This is a genomic window from Citrobacter europaeus, assembly GCA_020099315.1.
GTDB classification, from domain to species: Bacteria; Pseudomonadota; Gammaproteobacteria; order Enterobacterales; family Enterobacteriaceae; genus Citrobacter; species Citrobacter europaeus.
The window spans coordinates 4,009,249-4,023,082 of the sequence record CP083650.1; the positions used below are offsets into that span (position 1 = coordinate 4,009,249).

The following is a 13,834-nucleotide window of genomic DNA, read 5'->3' on the forward strand; positions in this document are numbered from 1 at the left end:
CATCTTCTCTTTATAAGAATCAGTCCGTGACAGAATGCGCATCATAGATGAAGCCATCGAGTTGCGCAATTTTTATACAATCATCATGACTGATTAAAGCGAAAAATCGGTAACAGGTAGTGCTGAGACTGTAAAACAATGGTCTCCAGCGTATCAGCATCCAGTTGTCGCCAAAGACGCTGATACCAGATGTCGTCGCCTTCACCTCGTACTATCATGTTGCCTTCATAGGCCTGCAGAAACTTACTGCGCGCTTTTTGCAACGTTGCATCGTCATCTAACATGGCATCATTTGCGGCGTCATAACAGGTTTTTATCCATGCACCGCCGCTTTCGGGCAACACCAGCAACGGTGACGACATGCCTTCCCGATACCCCTCAATGAGTTGCGACAGGTACAGTAACGCCTGTTCTGCATCCAGCGGCGGAAAACGCCATTCCCCGTCTTTACGCAGGAACAACCGGCTCTCTCCCATACCGCCACTGGCACAATAGACAAGATGTTCCAGCCAAAGTTGCACACCTTGCGCAATGCTTATCAAAGATGGGCGCCAGCGCAACAAACCGTCCTCTTGTACCTGCGGCAGCCAACCGGTGATTTGCACGCCGTTACAGTTAAGATCGATTTCCATGCTCTGACAGGGCTGGCGACAGGCGATAATGCGTTCAGCCAGCGACTGCATCTCCTGACGCTGCGTATCCCACAGAATTTCGCCAAATGGCCCATAGGGTAGCGCGCCCGCCGCACGAAAACGGCGGAACAGCCGTTCAGCATCGTTCTCTTCAACCAGCGTATTAAGCAATTGCTGATTAAGTTGATAGCGGGTTAATCCTTCAAGGGTGAAAGGTTCCGTATCGGGGATCTCACTCTCTTCAGAGCGGAAATTAACCCTCAAACGCATCTGGAAAAAGGCGCGTACCGGATGAGCCCAAAATCGCTGCAGCGTTTCCAGCGTCAGCGTTTCGGGTATCTCAAAGGGCAGAGGCTGTACAAAGTCCGAGTGCGCTTTTCCTGACAGACTCGCCGCAGGCAGCCATTCCCGGGCATAGCTTTGCTGTTCACCCGGTAGATAGTTTTGTGCATCAAAGGGCATACGGGTATGCAAACGGGTAACGTGCGCTTTTACCCGGGCCTCGCTTTGATCGCAGGTTAACGATTCATCGCCCGGCAGATAGTGGCTTTGCCCAATGTAGTCCATCAATTCCTGTACCAGAACCGACGGGAAGCGCTCGCTGTTGTCCTGAATGGATCGGCCAATGTAGCTGATATAGAGCGTTTGCTGTGCCGAAATCAATGCTTCGAGGAACAGATAGCGGTCATCATCGCGACGACTACGATCGCCCCGCATCGGTTTTTGGCTCATTAAATCAAAGCCCAGCGGCGCAAGCTGGCGCGGATAAACGCCATCGTTCATGCCCAGCAGGCACACCACCTTGAAAGGAATAGAACGCATCGGCATCAGCGTACAAATGTTAACGGGCCCCGCCAGGAAGCGCTGGCTGATGCGCTCCTGGTCAAGACGCTGCGCCAGCTCATCACGTAACAGAGAGAGCGGTACGGCCTCGCCATACTCGGCTCCCAAACCTTCAGTGATAATGGCCTGCCACTGCTGTTCAATCAGCGTCAACGCCGCTTCGGTATCCGCGTCCGGCAGGAAGAAATCATTAAGCATGTCCCGGCAAACAGGTAGCCATTCTTCCAGCGGTCGTTCCTGCGCTAACCCTCTACGCCAAAGATTGAGCTGCATCAGCAACGAGGCCAGATGCCCTACCAGCTCGGCAATCAATCCGCTGGACTCATCGTAAGGCAATACCGATTGCCACTCGCCCTGCGCGCTTTCCATCGCGTAGCCGAGCAGCATACGCGTTAAACCAAATTGCCAGGTATGCTGACCTGTAGGCGGAAGCTCCAGCTCACGCACGTTATCGTCGTCAATTCCCCAGCGAATACCGGATTCATTGACCCATAAGCGAAGATAGCGCAGCCCCTCTTCATCAATATTGAAACGCGCCGCCAGCACGGGAACATCCAGTAACGCCAGGACATCCTCTGAGACAAAACGGCTATCCGGCAGCGACAGCAGGCTAATAAAGGCCTGTAAGACGGGATGAGACTGGCGCGCCCGACGGTCGGAAATTGCGTAAGGTAAGTAACGCTCGGCTGGCGCGCTGCCAAAGACCGACTGAATGAATGGACTGTAGCTGTCGATATCCGCCACCATCACGATAATATCGCGCGGCGTCAGCGTTGGATCCGCTTCCAGCATTGCCAGCAAGCGGTCATGAAGAATTTCTACCTCGCGCTGTGGGCTATGGCAGACATGGAAAGTCACGCTGGTATCGTTCAGCTCAAGCCGGCGTTTATTGTCGCTCCGGGAATATTCTTCCAGCGTAACGCCCGCCACAGCATGACTTTCAAGCTCCAGAATATCCGATTGAATATTGTGCAAAAGATTGTCAGGCGTAATATCGACGAACGCATCCAGCTCCTGACTATTCTCTAGCTCTGAAAGCAGGTAAATGTAATCGCGCCCCAGTTTGCCCCATGAGGCCAGCATCGGGTTGCCCACATCCTGTTCGCCATCGCTATTAAATAATCCTTCAGCTTTCTGACTGTCACGAAACAACGGCAGATGGCGTTCTTCAAAGCTGTGCCGACGCTGACGCGCCATCAGCTTCGCCAGCCAGGCGGGATCTTTTATATCCCCCCAGTAGTAGCGACAAGGGTTGGTAAACAGCAGATGAATATCAATGTGCTTACCCAGCGCCTGCAATGCCTGCAAATAAACCGGCGGCAGCGCCGAAATACCGCAAATAAAGACGCGAGAAGGCAGTCCCTGCGGGCACTCGGACGCACTTTCCAGGGTCTGAATAAAACGTTGGTATAAATTGGCACGATGCCAGCGCGGCTGACCCAATTCCTCAGTGTATTCCACCAGCGCTTTCCACAACGGGGCCTGCCAGGCCTGAGACTCGCCAAGTCCGTCAACCAGTCGCCCGGCTTCCCACTGGGTCAACCAGTCAGGGCGGTAGACTAAATACTGGTCAAAAAGGTCAGCAGCACGCGAGGAAAGCTGAAACAGCTTGCGCTTATCGGTGTCGTCCGTCAGATAGTGGCGCAGCAATGCGAAATCATCGCCATCCAGTAATTGCGGCAACAGCGTCATCAACTTCCAACTCATGCTCTGTTTGCTAAACGCGCTCTCTTTAGGGATATCCGGCAGCACGCGCACAAACATATCCCAGATAAAACTCGCAGGCAGCGGAAAATCGATGTTGGCGGCAATACTAAACTTCTGTGCAAGGGTCATTTGTAGCCACTGCGCCATGCCGGTACTTTGAACCAGGATCATCTCAGGTTCAAAGGGGTCGTCCAGCCGCTCGCGCTCAACGATAAATTCCATTAACGCTTCCAGCACATCCAGACGATTGGAGTGGTAGACCCTTAACATAGCGACTCCTGACTACTGACGATTCGGGCAATGCAGACGCGTCATCTGACCCTGCCTGCCCAGGGGTGAAGATATTTTAACGTTGATGCTGACACATCCCGCTCTCGTTGTCTGCATTCGGTTAATCTGCCAGTCCAAAGGTGATGAAAACTGATACAGCTGGGTTTGCTGCCAGGCATGACGCCAGAGTTGTTGGTACTGGTTTCTGATGATAAAGCTGTTCATCAGCGCCCGCTGGTATCCCGACAACGCGGTCACAATCATTATCATCAGTACCATTGCCAGCATCACTTCCGGCAGGCTAAAGCCACGCTGTCTGTTCAGGGGATCTGACATAACGCCTGCTCCTTTAACGGGCAAAAATCGCTCCAGCCATTGGCCGAGAAGGCGATGTTGCCATCGATAACCGCTCCCTGACGCCATAGAGACACCCCTTCATAGTGAGCAATAAGCAGCACGAAATTATTAGTAAGCAGGCGCAGGCAAACCTCGGCATCCTGCATTGTATCGCGCCGACACTGTACGGCGGGTTGTATACGCCAGGGCTTTCCAACCCGGATTGCACCGTCGCCTGACGCTGCAGCGCCTGGCTTTGCGTCACCACTCGTGAAGCAAAACTGGCCTCCTGTCTGCTAGCGCCTTGCAGCAGAAGACTACCGAGCACCAGCAGCAACAGGACCATCGCCAGAGATGAAGCGCCTCTCTCGCTGTTCACAGGTTGAATCCCGTAACGCTGTACACGGCTTCAATAACCTTTTGTGGTTCGACATTGTTCACTCCGCGCAAACGCAGCGTAAGGAGCGGGGAATATCCGCTGATCTTCAGGCGTTCAACCTGAAATGCCTCAATCTGTATCGTGGCTGGATCGGTCATTTTCTCCCACCCTTTTCCATTACAGTCAGTTGCTCCCCGCAGGGTCTCCAGCACCTTGTCCTGTAAACGAAACCCGATAGCATCAGCCTCTTTAGCGGAACTGCTGTCCCAAACGCCGTTGCTGTTAGCATCCCAGCGGGCAATAACACAGTCCCCCTTAGCCGATATCACCAGTCCCTCTCCGCCACAGTTTCCCCGGCAATACCCTGCCCGCTGAAGGTGCTTAGCCACGGTATAGACCCGCTGCCATATTTCATCTTCCAGCGCCAACTGGCTCGTATTGCGCAGAATCTCTCGCTGTAGCGCCGGTAAAAATTGCGCTGAGCTAAGCAGTAAAACGCTGCTAATCGCCATCGCAATGAGTACCTCCAGCAGTGAAAATCCCCGTTCCTTTACTGACATAACCGGGCCTCATCGCGTTCGCAAAGCCTGATTCGCCCCCAACCAGATACCACCACCCGCCATTCCCCTGCCGTATTTTTCAGGCGGATATGTCCGGCCCATGCCGTATTGCGCAGACCAAAAAAGGCCAGTGAAGGCGTTATCTCTGCCAACTCGACATCGTCCCAGAGCGGTGTAAACACCAAAGGTGAAGTGGGTTTGCACACATCTTGCGAAGCCGCAGAGCTGACAAAGCACCACGATGCGCCATCCCGAATCACGCTTATCACGTGATCACGGTTACGCCAGTTAGCATCTTCACGCAGTTGCAGCAGGTAATCCCGGACCTGGCAGGCGGTTTGCCACAGGCGCTGTTGTTGCTGCCAGCGCTGCCAGCCATAAAGACCTGATGCGCCAAGCGCCGCGACGATCAGCATCGTAATCAGGGTTTCGAGAAGCGTGTAGCCATGTTGTTTTTTCATGCCGCCAGTATGGCGTGAGGAAAATGAATAACGAGCGGGAAATTCGGTTTCTACGGCGAGCTACGGAGAATATTTTTCGAGTTGCAGTCCATTGCAATAATTCAGGAATCTGCGCCGAAGAACGCGATTTTAGATAAAAAAAACCGACGCACACAGGCGTCGGTTGTGACAGCATGAAGCCGATTAGATAGCCACTGGCGCTTTAATACCAGGATGCGGATCGTAGCCTTCAATTTCGAAGTCTTCGAAGCGATAGTCAAAAATAGATTCAGGCTTACGTTTGATAACCAGCTTCGGCAGCGCGCGCGGTTCACGGCTAAGCTGCAGATGCGTTTGATCCATATGATTGCTGTACAGGTGCGTGTCGCCACCGGTCCAGACAAAATCACCTACTTCCAGATCGCACTGCTGCGCCATCATGTGCACCAACAGGGCGTAGCTGGCAATGTTAAACGGCAAGCCGAGGAACACATCGCACGAACGCTGATACAGCTGGCAGGAGAGCTTGCCATCCGCTACGTAAAACTGGAAGAACGCATGGCACGGCGCCAGCGCCATTTTATCCAGCTCGCCGACGTTCCATGCGGAAACGATGATACGGCGAGAGTCCGGGTCATTTTTGAGCTGGTTTAACACCGTGGTGATCTGGTCAATATGGCGTCCATCTGGCGTAGGCCACGCGCGCCATTGTTTGCCATAAACCGGGCCTAAATTACCGTTTTCATCCGCCCATTCGTCCCAGATTGAGACGTTGTTTTCATGCAGGTAGGCAACGTTGGTGTCGCCCTGCAAAAACCACAGCAGCTCATGAATGATCGAGCGTAAATGGCAGCGTTTAGTCGTAACCAGCGGGAACCCTTCCTGCAGATTAAAACGCATCTGATGACCAAAAATGGAAAGCGTTCCGGTTCCGGTACGGTCGTTTTTCTGTGTGCCTTCATCCAGCACTTTTTGCATCAGTTCTAAATACTGTTTCATGGTTCCTCAGGAAACGTGTTGCTGTGGGCTGCGGCGGTACGCCCAAACCATCATAATAATGCCTGCGACAATCATCGGGATAGAGAGGATCTGTCCCATGCTGATGTACTGTACCCAGGTGCCGGTAAACTGCGCATCCGGCTGGCGGAAGAATTCAACGATAATACGAAACGCGCCATAGCCAATCAGGAACAGACCGGATACCGAGCCCATCGGGCGCGGCTTGCGAATGTACAGGTTGAGAATGATAAACAGCACGACACCTTCGAGCGCCATCTCATAAAGCTGTGAGGCGTGGCGCGGCAGCGAGCCGTAGGTATCAAAAATAGACTGCCATTGCGGGTTAGTTTGCAGCAGTAAAATATCTTCGGTGCGAGAGCCCGGGAACAGCATGGAAAACTTGAAGTTCGGGTCAACGCGTCCCCACAGCTCACCGTTGATAAAGTTACCCAGACGCCCTGCGCCCAGACCAAACGGAATCAGCGGGGCGATGAAATCAGAAACCTGGAAGAACGAACGTTTGGTGCGTTTGGCGAAGATAATCATCACCAGGATCACACCAATAAGCCCACCGTGGAAGGACATCCCACCGTCCCAGACGCGGAACAGATACAGCGGGTTGTCGAGGAATAACGGGAAGTTATAGAACAGTACATAACCAATACGTCCACCAAGGAACACCCCAAGGAAGCCCGCATACAGTAAGTTTTCTACTTCATTTTTGGTCCAGCCACTGCCCGGACGATTCGCGCGGCGGGTCGCCAGCCACATCGCAAATATAAACCCCACCAAATACATTAAGCCGTACCAGTGAAGCGCGACGGGTCCGATTGAGAAAATGACCGGATCGAAATCCGGAAAATGCAGATAGCTACTGGTCATCTGTCACCACAAGTTCTTGTTATTTCGCTGAAGTCAGACAGCAATTGATAAGCGCGCCTGCATAATACAGGCGCTCCAAAGGTGCGAATGATAGCACAAGGGGATCGCAGCGGATGCCGGGAAGATGTAAAAGATCTGTATAGGTAATCTTTATCCCCCCGCAATGCCTGATGGTGCTACGCTTACCAGGCCTACAGGCTGATAACACGAAATTTGTCAGGCCTATAATCCCCCGCGAATCAATCCCCCCATGCCACGGCGCTCCATAAAGGCCGCTACCTGATGGCGTACTTCTGCCGCCATCTGCGCTTCCAGGCTGCGCTGCGCCAGCGTTTTCGCTTCATCAAAATCGATATGACGCAGCAGATATTTGACGCGAGCGACGGAACGACCGTTCATCGACAAATGACGAAAACCAAGGCCGATCAGAATAGCCACGCACATCGGGTCGCCCGCCATCTCACCGCACAGGCGCAAATCGATACCGCTTTTTTCGGCTTCCTGCGCAATCATCGCCAGCGCACGTAACATCCCCGGATGCAGGCTGTCATAAATGCTGGCTACCCGCGTATTGTTACGATCGACGGCCAGAATGTACTGGGTTAAATCGTTAGTTCCGACCGAGATAAAGTCTATCCGGTTTGTCAGATGCGGCAGCATGAATACCATCGACGGAACTTCCAGCATGATGCCAATGCGCGGTTTCGGGATCGCATAGCCGATCATCTCTTCCACTTCACGTCCGGCGCGTTCAATCAAACGTCGCGCTTCGTCCACTTCATCAATGCTGGTAACCATCGGCAGCAAAATGCTGAGGTTGCCTGTTGCCGCGTTGGCTCGCAGCATGGCGCGAACCTGGATCAAAAAGATCTCCGGCTGATCGAGCGTTATGCGGATCCCACGCCAGCCAAGGCACGGGTTCTCTTCACTTATCGGCATGTAGGGCAGTTGTTTATCGGCGCCGACATCCAGCGTACGCAGAGTTACCGGCTTATCGTTAAACATTTGCAGCATCCCCTGATACTGCGCAACCTGTTCTTCTTCCGAAGGAAAACCGCTTTGCAGCATGAACGGGATTTCAGTGCGGTACAGGCCAATGCCGTCGATTCGGCTACCCAGCTTTTCTTCATGTTCCGGGCTGAGACCCGCATTGAGCATCACCTTCACGCGCTCGCCGCTTTTCAACTGCGCGGGTTGGTTGACGTCGTCTTCCGCCAGGCGGCTCAGCTCAATTTCTTCACTGATAAGACGCTGGTATTCCTGGATCAACACCGGTTCCGGATCAACCAGCAGTTCACCGCGATAACCGTCCACCACCAACGTACGGCGATGCAGCACCGAAGGCTGGATATCGGCCCCCATGACGGTAGGGATACCCAGCGCACGAACCATAATTGCCGCATGGGAGTTGGCTGCGCCGTCCCGGACAACCACACCGACTAGCCGGTCCTGAGGAAGTTCCGCCAGCGTGGTCGCGGAAAGCTCATCCGCCACCAGCACAAAACGTTCCGGCCAGGCATTCGGCCCCTGAACAGAGTCGTCAAGATGGAACAGCAGACGCTGGCCCAGCGCACGTAAATCTCCGGCCCGCTCTTTGAGGTAGTTATCGCTCAGGGCGGCAAACTGTTCGGCAAACTTTTCGATGATCGTTTTCACGGCCCACTCGGCCACCGAACCGTTATCCACTTCCGCAAACAGCTCACGGCGCAGACGGGTATCGGAAAGCAGGTGTGAATAGAGATCAAAGATCGCCGCCGTTTCTTTCTGCGCCCCGGCGGTAAAGCGTTTGCTGTAGCGGCGAAATTCGTTCGCCGCCTCTTCCAGCGCACCGGTCAGTCGCTCGCGCTCAAGCACCGGGTCCAGCGTTGAAGCCTGATAGACCTGTTCCATCAGCGGCAGCGTCGCGTCCTGCCAGCCTTCGGCTATTGCCACACCGGGAGCAGCAGGCAATGCACGGATACGCGTTTGCCGGTATTGGCCGAACAGCGCGTTTAGCTGCGACTGCGAAAGAATAGCCGCCATTTGCGTGGCGAGCGTGACGAGGAAAGACTCTTCACTTTCATCGTACTGGCGCAATTCGCGCTGCTGTACCACCAGCACACCTAAAAGCTGGCGGCGCTGAATGATCGGCACGCCTAAGAACGCACGAAAGCGCTCTTCTTTTACCGAAGGAATGTATTTAAAGCTGGGATGTTTTTGCGCATCGGCGAGGTTGATAGGTTCCGCCAGCCTGCCAACCAGGCCAACGATACCTTCATCAAACGCGAGTGCGACAGTGCGACCACGCGGTTTTTTCAGTCCCCGGGTCGCCATGAGGTAATAACAACGTCGATCGTGATCGGCCAGATAAACCGAACAGACCTCTGTATCCATCGCAAGACAGATGTCGGTAACCAGAATATTCAGCGCTTCATTCAGACGCGGAGCACTGGCCACCTTTTCGACTATTTCGCGCAGGCGGGTGAGCATAATTTGCGTAGCTTAACCTCTTTTACGTCTGTACGCAGGTGCGCTTTGCGGCTTAGGAGTACTCTCCTGAAGCGCCATGACAACACTTGCGAATTCTTTCATCACCCTGCGATAGACATCGCGTTTAAATGACACCACCTGTCGAACCGGATACCAGTAACTCACCCAGCGCCAGCCGTCGAACTCAGGTGTACTGCTGGTTTGCATATTGATTTCAGCATCGCTGCTGACCAATTGCAGAAGAAACCATTTTTGTTTCTGGCCGATACAAACCGGCTTCGTGTCCCAACGCACCAAACGTTTCGGTAACTTGTAACGCAACCAGTTACGAGTAGAAGCAAGGATCCGTACATCTTTACGGCTAAGACCCACTTCTTCAAAGAGTTCCCGGTACATCGCCTGCTCTGCTGTCTCTCCTGCATTTATCCCACCTTGCGGGAATTGCCAGGAGTGCTGACCAAATCGCCGGGCCCACATGACCTGCCCCTGGCGGTTACAAATTACTATCCCTACATTCGGGCGGTAGCCATCGTCATCAATCACCGGACTACCTCAACATAAACCTTATATACAAACGATTGTTTCACACTCCTGAGGGGCGGTAAACCACTCTGTTAAGGGTGCGATATTCTAATAACAATTGAATAACTCACAGCTAAGGGCCGAGTTATAAACAGAATAAGGGCAAGCAAGGCGATTTTATTCACCTTTTCTGTGGATATAGTTGTGAAGAAGTACGGAATTACTATGGGAAAACCCAGAACAGTCCGAATAAGACATTCGTCACATATCAAAAATAGTCTTATGGATTCATAAAGTTAAAACCGATCAGTGCAAATAAACACTTAGAAATGTGACGTGTATCACGCACACGATCTTCAGGCTGATGAAAGATCGACCAGCGTTGGTTTTATCCACAGATTATGCCAATAAGTTAGGCACAATTTGTGTGAAAATTCGATTTTCGTCGCACGTCAAGGCTGTAAATTGAAACAGTAGTGGGGCTTTTTCACAGTTATCCCATCTTTCTGTGGATAACATGGTGTAAGATCCTGTTCATTGTCAGTGACCAGAATTGGAAAACCCACTTCGCTGTTGCGCAACTCTGCACACGTGAATCTAAAAACCAATATAAATCATAGAATTGAATAAAGCATGTGGAAAAAGATAAACTCTGTCCACACGGTATAAAATCATTGCTCATTTTTTCACCTAAGGGTTAACCCGATGCCTGAACTCCGTCCGTTGCTTTCTCCCCCTGAATCTGAAGCCCAGTTGCTAAGCCAGGCGCGGCTACTTTCGGGCTACGCGTTAGGAGAATTAGCGGCAATGGCGGGAATCGTGGCGCCTAAGGATCTCAAGCGCGATAAAGGCTGGATTGGCGTGCTACTGGAAATCTGGCTCGGTGCCAGCGCGGGCAGTAAACCAGAGCAGGATTTTGCGGCACTAGGCGTGGAGCTGAAAACGATCCCTGTGGACAGTCTTGGCAGACCGCTGGAAACCACCTTTGTGTGTGTGGCGCCGTTAACCGGTAATACTGGCGTCACCTGGGAAACCAGCCATGTGCGGCACAAACTTAAACGCGTTCTGTGGATCCCGGTGGAAGGCGAACGCAGCATCCCGCTGGCTGAGCGTCGCGTCGGCTCTCCCCTGCTGTGGAGCCCGAATGAAGAAGAAGACCAGCAGTTGCGTCTGGACTGGGAAGAGTTGATGGACATGATAGTGTTAGGCCATGTCGAACGCATCACCGCTCGCCATGGGGAAGTACTGCAGCTGCGTCCTAAAGCAGCCAACGCCCGAGCGCTAACCGAGGCCATTGGCGCTCATGGCGAACCCATCCTCACCCTGCCACGCGGCTTTTACTTGAAAAAGAACTTCACCCGCGCATTGCTTGAGCGACATTTCTTGTTCCAGGCGCAATAGGCACCGTCCGACCTTTCACCCGCCGCGTTACGGGCCTATAATTACCGCTTCTTTTTTTTGGCAGGACTTTGTTCGATGTTATTTGCATGGATAACCGATCCTAACGCCTGGCTTGCGCTCGGTACGCTGACGCTGCTGGAGATCGTTCTTGGGATCGACAATATTATTTTCCTCTCTCTGGTTGTAGCCAAACTCCCGACAGCGCAACGTAATCATGCCCGACGCATTGGGCTTGCAGCGGCGATGATCATGCGTCTGGCACTGCTGGCTTCTATCGCCTGGGTAACGCGGCTGACAAACCCGCTATTCGAACTGTTTGGCGAGGCGATATCAGCGCGCGACCTGATCCTTCTGCTGGGGGGATTGTTCCTTATCTGGAAAGCCAGTAAGGAGATCCACGAATCCATTGAAGGCGAGGAAGAGGGACTGAAAACCCGCGTATCTTCTTTCCTGGGCGCGATTGTGCAGATCATGTTGTTAGACATTATCTTCAGTCTGGATTCCGTCATTACTGCGGTTGGCTTGTCCGATCATCTGTTTATTATGATGGCGGCGGTGGTGATTGCCGTAGGCGTGATGATGTTTGCCGCGCGCCCAATTGGCGAGTTTGTCGATCGCCATCCTTCGGTAAAAATGCTGGCGCTCTCGTTCCTGATTTTGGTCGGTTTTACGCTAATTCTGGAAAGTTTCGACGTCCACGTGCCGAAAGGATATATCTATTTCGCCATGTTCTTCTCTATCGCAGTAGAGACCCTGAACCTGTGGCGTAATAAAAAAAATCCGCTCTGAGGAAACCCATCGCTCCCTGCAAGGGGAGCGAATGCCGGCCACACCTACCCCTTCTCACAGTTTAAGATTTTACTGCTTTCACCATGCACAACTTCGCGTTATTACTAAACTATTGTCAGACGCAGGCCATGTGAGGATAAGCAGATGAAAAAATGGGCAGTTTTGATTTCCGCCGTAGGACTGGCTTTTGCCGTTTCCGGATGCAGCAGCGATTATGTAATGGCAACAAAAGATGGTCGAATGATCCTGACCGATGGAAAACCAGAAATTGACGATGATACCGGTCTGGTGAGCTATCACGACCAGCAGGGCAATGCGATGCAGATTAACCGCGATGATGTGTCTCAAATCATTGAACGCTGATGGTTGAGGTCAGCAGCGCGCTGGCCTTAACAATTTTACTTTCCTTTTTCGCTTCCCTCAGCCATTTTTATAATCCTTATGTCGTGATTATAAAAAGGAAACGGCTATGCAATATCACCGTATACCCCACAGCTCGCTGGAAGTCAGTACACTGGGGCTGGGCACAATGACGTTTGGTGAACAAAACAGCGAAGCCGACGCACATGCACAGCTCGATTATGCCGTAGCACAGGGCATAAATTTAATCGACGTTGCCGAGATGTATCCGGTACCGCCGCGTCCTGAAACCCAGGGGCTCACCGAAACCTACGTAGGTAACTGGCTCGCCAAACACGGTAGCCGCGAAAAACTAATCGTTGCTTCTAAGGTCAGTGGACCATCACGTAACAACGACAGCGGCATTCGACCTAATCAGGCGCTGGACCGTAAAAATATCCGTGAAGCGCTGCATGACAGCCTGAAAAGACTGCAAACCGATTACCTGGATCTGTATCAGGTTCACTGGCCGCAGCGCCCGACCAACTGCTTTGGTAAGTTAGGCTACAGCTGGACAGACTCCGCGCCGGTCGTTTCCCTGCTGGATACGCTGGACGCGCTGGCAGAATTTCAGCGGGCGGGGAAAATTCGCTATATCGGCGTGTCCAATGAAACCGCCTTTGGCGTGATGCGCTATCTGCACCTGGCGGACAAACACGATTTACCGCGAATCGCCACCATCCAGAACCCCTACAGCCTGCTGAACCGCAGCTTTGAGGTTGGACTGGCGGAAGTGAGCCAGTATGAAGGGGTTGAACTGCTGGCCTACTCTTGCCTGGGCTTCGGTACGTTAACCGGTAAATACCTGAACGGCGCGAAACCTGCCGGTGCACGTAATACGTTGTTTAGCCGTTTCACGCGCTACAGCGGCGAGCAAACGCAAAAAGCCGTCGCGGCCTATGTGGATATCGCGAAACGCCATAATCTGGATCCTGCGCAAATGGCGCTGGCATTCGTGCGTCGTCAGCCGTTTGTCGCCAGCACGTTGCTGGGTGCCACGACGATGGAGCAGTTAAAAACCAACGTTGAAAGCCTGCATCTGGAGCTGAGCGAAGAAGTACTGGCGGAGATTGAAGCGGTGCATCAGGTGTATACCTATCCTGCACCGTAACAGTTAGCGCCTGATGGCACTACGCTTATCAGGCCTACAGACAGCGTTCCCTGTAGGCCGGATAAGGCAACGCAGCCATCCGGCAACAGCACGTA

12 protein-coding genes and 1 pseudogene are annotated in these 13,834 nt (G+C 52.9%); 4 read left to right on the forward strand and 9 right to left on the reverse strand.

Going from position 1 to position 13,834, the window contains the following annotated elements:
• Window positions 1-83: 83 nt before the first annotated feature.
• The 9 genes and pseudogenes from recC to rppH form a co-directional block, all read right to left on the reverse strand.
• The gene (recC, locus tag LA337_18755) at window positions 84-3,452 is read right to left on the reverse strand and encodes an exodeoxyribonuclease V subunit gamma (GenBank protein ID UBI15186.1); all 3,369 of its coding nucleotides are present in this window, start codon (window positions 3,450-3,452) and stop codon (window positions 84-86) included.
• A gap of 12 nt (window positions 3,453-3,464) precedes the next feature.
• Window positions 3,465-3,788: a prepilin-type N-terminal cleavage/methylation domain-containing protein gene (locus tag LA337_18760; protein ID UBI15187.1), complete on the reverse strand. Its 324-nt coding sequence runs from the start codon at window positions 3,786-3,788 to the stop codon at window positions 3,465-3,467.
• Window positions 3,773-4,167 (reverse strand): annotated as a pseudogene (locus LA337_18765) (DUF2509 family protein). Before LA337_18765 ends, LA337_18760 begins: the two are co-directional and overlap by 16 nt.
• Complete coding sequence (locus tag LA337_18770; protein UBI15188.1) at window positions 4,164-4,727, reverse strand: prepilin peptidase-dependent protein; 564 nt, start codon at window positions 4,725-4,727, stop codon at window positions 4,164-4,166. Before LA337_18770 ends, LA337_18765 begins: the two are co-directional and overlap by 4 nt.
• Complete coding sequence (locus LA337_18775; protein ID UBI15189.1) at window positions 4,718-5,188, reverse strand: prepilin peptidase-dependent protein; 471 nt, start codon at window positions 5,186-5,188, stop codon at window positions 4,718-4,720. The genes LA337_18770 and LA337_18775 overlap by 10 nt, the downstream gene beginning before the upstream one ends.
• Window positions 5,189-5,371: 183 nt before the next feature.
• Window positions 5,372-6,166: a thymidylate synthase gene (gene thyA, locus LA337_18780; protein UBI15190.1), complete on the reverse strand. Its 795-nt coding sequence runs from the start codon at window positions 6,164-6,166 to the stop codon at window positions 5,372-5,374.
• A 6-nt stretch (window positions 6,167-6,172) separates the two neighbouring features.
• Entirely contained in the window at window positions 6,173-7,048 is an 876-nt protein-coding gene (gene lgt, locus LA337_18785; protein UBI15191.1) for a prolipoprotein diacylglyceryl transferase, read from the reverse strand.
• Window positions 7,049-7,270: 222 nt separating this feature from the next.
• On the reverse strand, window positions 7,271-9,517 hold the full coding sequence (ptsP, locus tag LA337_18790) for a phosphoenolpyruvate--protein phosphotransferase (GenBank protein UBI15192.1): 2,247 nt from the start codon (window positions 9,515-9,517) through the stop codon (window positions 7,271-7,273).
• A gap of 12 nt (window positions 9,518-9,529) precedes the next feature.
• Window positions 9,530-10,060, reverse strand: a complete 531-nt coding sequence (gene rppH / locus LA337_18795) for an RNA pyrophosphohydrolase (protein ID UBI15193.1) — start codon at window positions 10,058-10,060, stop codon at window positions 9,530-9,532.
• Between the two features lie 684 nt (window positions 10,061-10,744).
• Here rppH and mutH point away from each other — a divergent pair.
• From mutH to LA337_18815, 4 genes are all read left to right on the forward strand, one after another.
• Window positions 10,745-11,440, forward strand: a complete 696-nt coding sequence (gene mutH / locus LA337_18800) for a DNA mismatch repair endonuclease MutH (GenBank protein ID UBI15194.1) — start codon at window positions 10,745-10,747, stop codon at window positions 11,438-11,440.
• A 75-nt stretch (window positions 11,441-11,515) separates the two neighbouring features.
• Complete coding sequence (locus LA337_18805; protein UBI15195.1) at window positions 11,516-12,229, forward strand: TerC family protein; 714 nt, start codon at window positions 11,516-11,518, stop codon at window positions 12,227-12,229.
• 144 nt (window positions 12,230-12,373) lie between these two features.
• Entirely contained in the window at window positions 12,374-12,592 is a 219-nt protein-coding gene (gene ygdR, locus LA337_18810; GenBank protein ID UBI15196.1) for a lipoprotein YgdR, read from the forward strand.
• Between the two features lie 106 nt (window positions 12,593-12,698).
• Window positions 12,699-13,739: an NADP(H)-dependent aldo-keto reductase gene (locus tag LA337_18815; GenBank protein UBI15197.1), complete on the forward strand. Its 1,041-nt coding sequence runs from the start codon at window positions 12,699-12,701 to the stop codon at window positions 13,737-13,739.
• Window positions 13,740-13,834 lie beyond the last annotated feature (95 nt).

Excerpts from the sequence above, each read along its gene's own strand:
- recC (UBI15186.1), bottom strand. The coding sequence starts at position 3,452 with ATGTTAAGGGTCTACCACTCCAATCGTCTGGATGTGCTGGAAGCGTTA.
- LA337_18760 (UBI15187.1), bottom strand. The coding sequence starts at position 3,788 with ATGTCAGATCCCCTGAACAGACAGCGTGGCTTTAGCCTGCCGGAAGTG.
- LA337_18770 (UBI15188.1), bottom strand. The coding sequence starts at position 4,727 with ATGTCAGTAAAGGAACGGGGATTTTCACTGCTGGAGGTACTCATTGCG.
- LA337_18775 (UBI15189.1), bottom strand. The coding sequence starts at position 5,188 with ATGAAAAAACAACATGGCTACACGCTTCTCGAAACCCTGATTACGATG.
- thyA (UBI15190.1), bottom strand. The coding sequence starts at position 6,166 with ATGAAACAGTATTTAGAACTGATGCAAAAAGTGCTGGATGAAGGCACA.
- lgt (UBI15191.1), bottom strand. The coding sequence starts at position 7,048 with ATGACCAGTAGCTATCTGCATTTTCCGGATTTCGATCCGGTCATTTTC.
- ptsP (UBI15192.1), bottom strand. The coding sequence starts at position 9,517 with ATGCTCACCCGCCTGCGCGAAATAGTCGAAAAGGTGGCCAGTGCTCCG.
- mutH (UBI15194.1), top strand. The coding sequence starts at position 10,745 with ATGCCTGAACTCCGTCCGTTGCTTTCTCCCCCTGAATCTGAAGCCCAG.
- LA337_18805 (UBI15195.1), top strand. The coding sequence starts at position 11,516 with ATGTTATTTGCATGGATAACCGATCCTAACGCCTGGCTTGCGCTCGGT.
- ygdR (UBI15196.1), top strand. The coding sequence starts at position 12,374 with ATGAAAAAATGGGCAGTTTTGATTTCCGCCGTAGGACTGGCTTTTGCC.
- LA337_18815 (UBI15197.1), top strand. The coding sequence starts at position 12,699 with ATGCAATATCACCGTATACCCCACAGCTCGCTGGAAGTCAGTACACTG.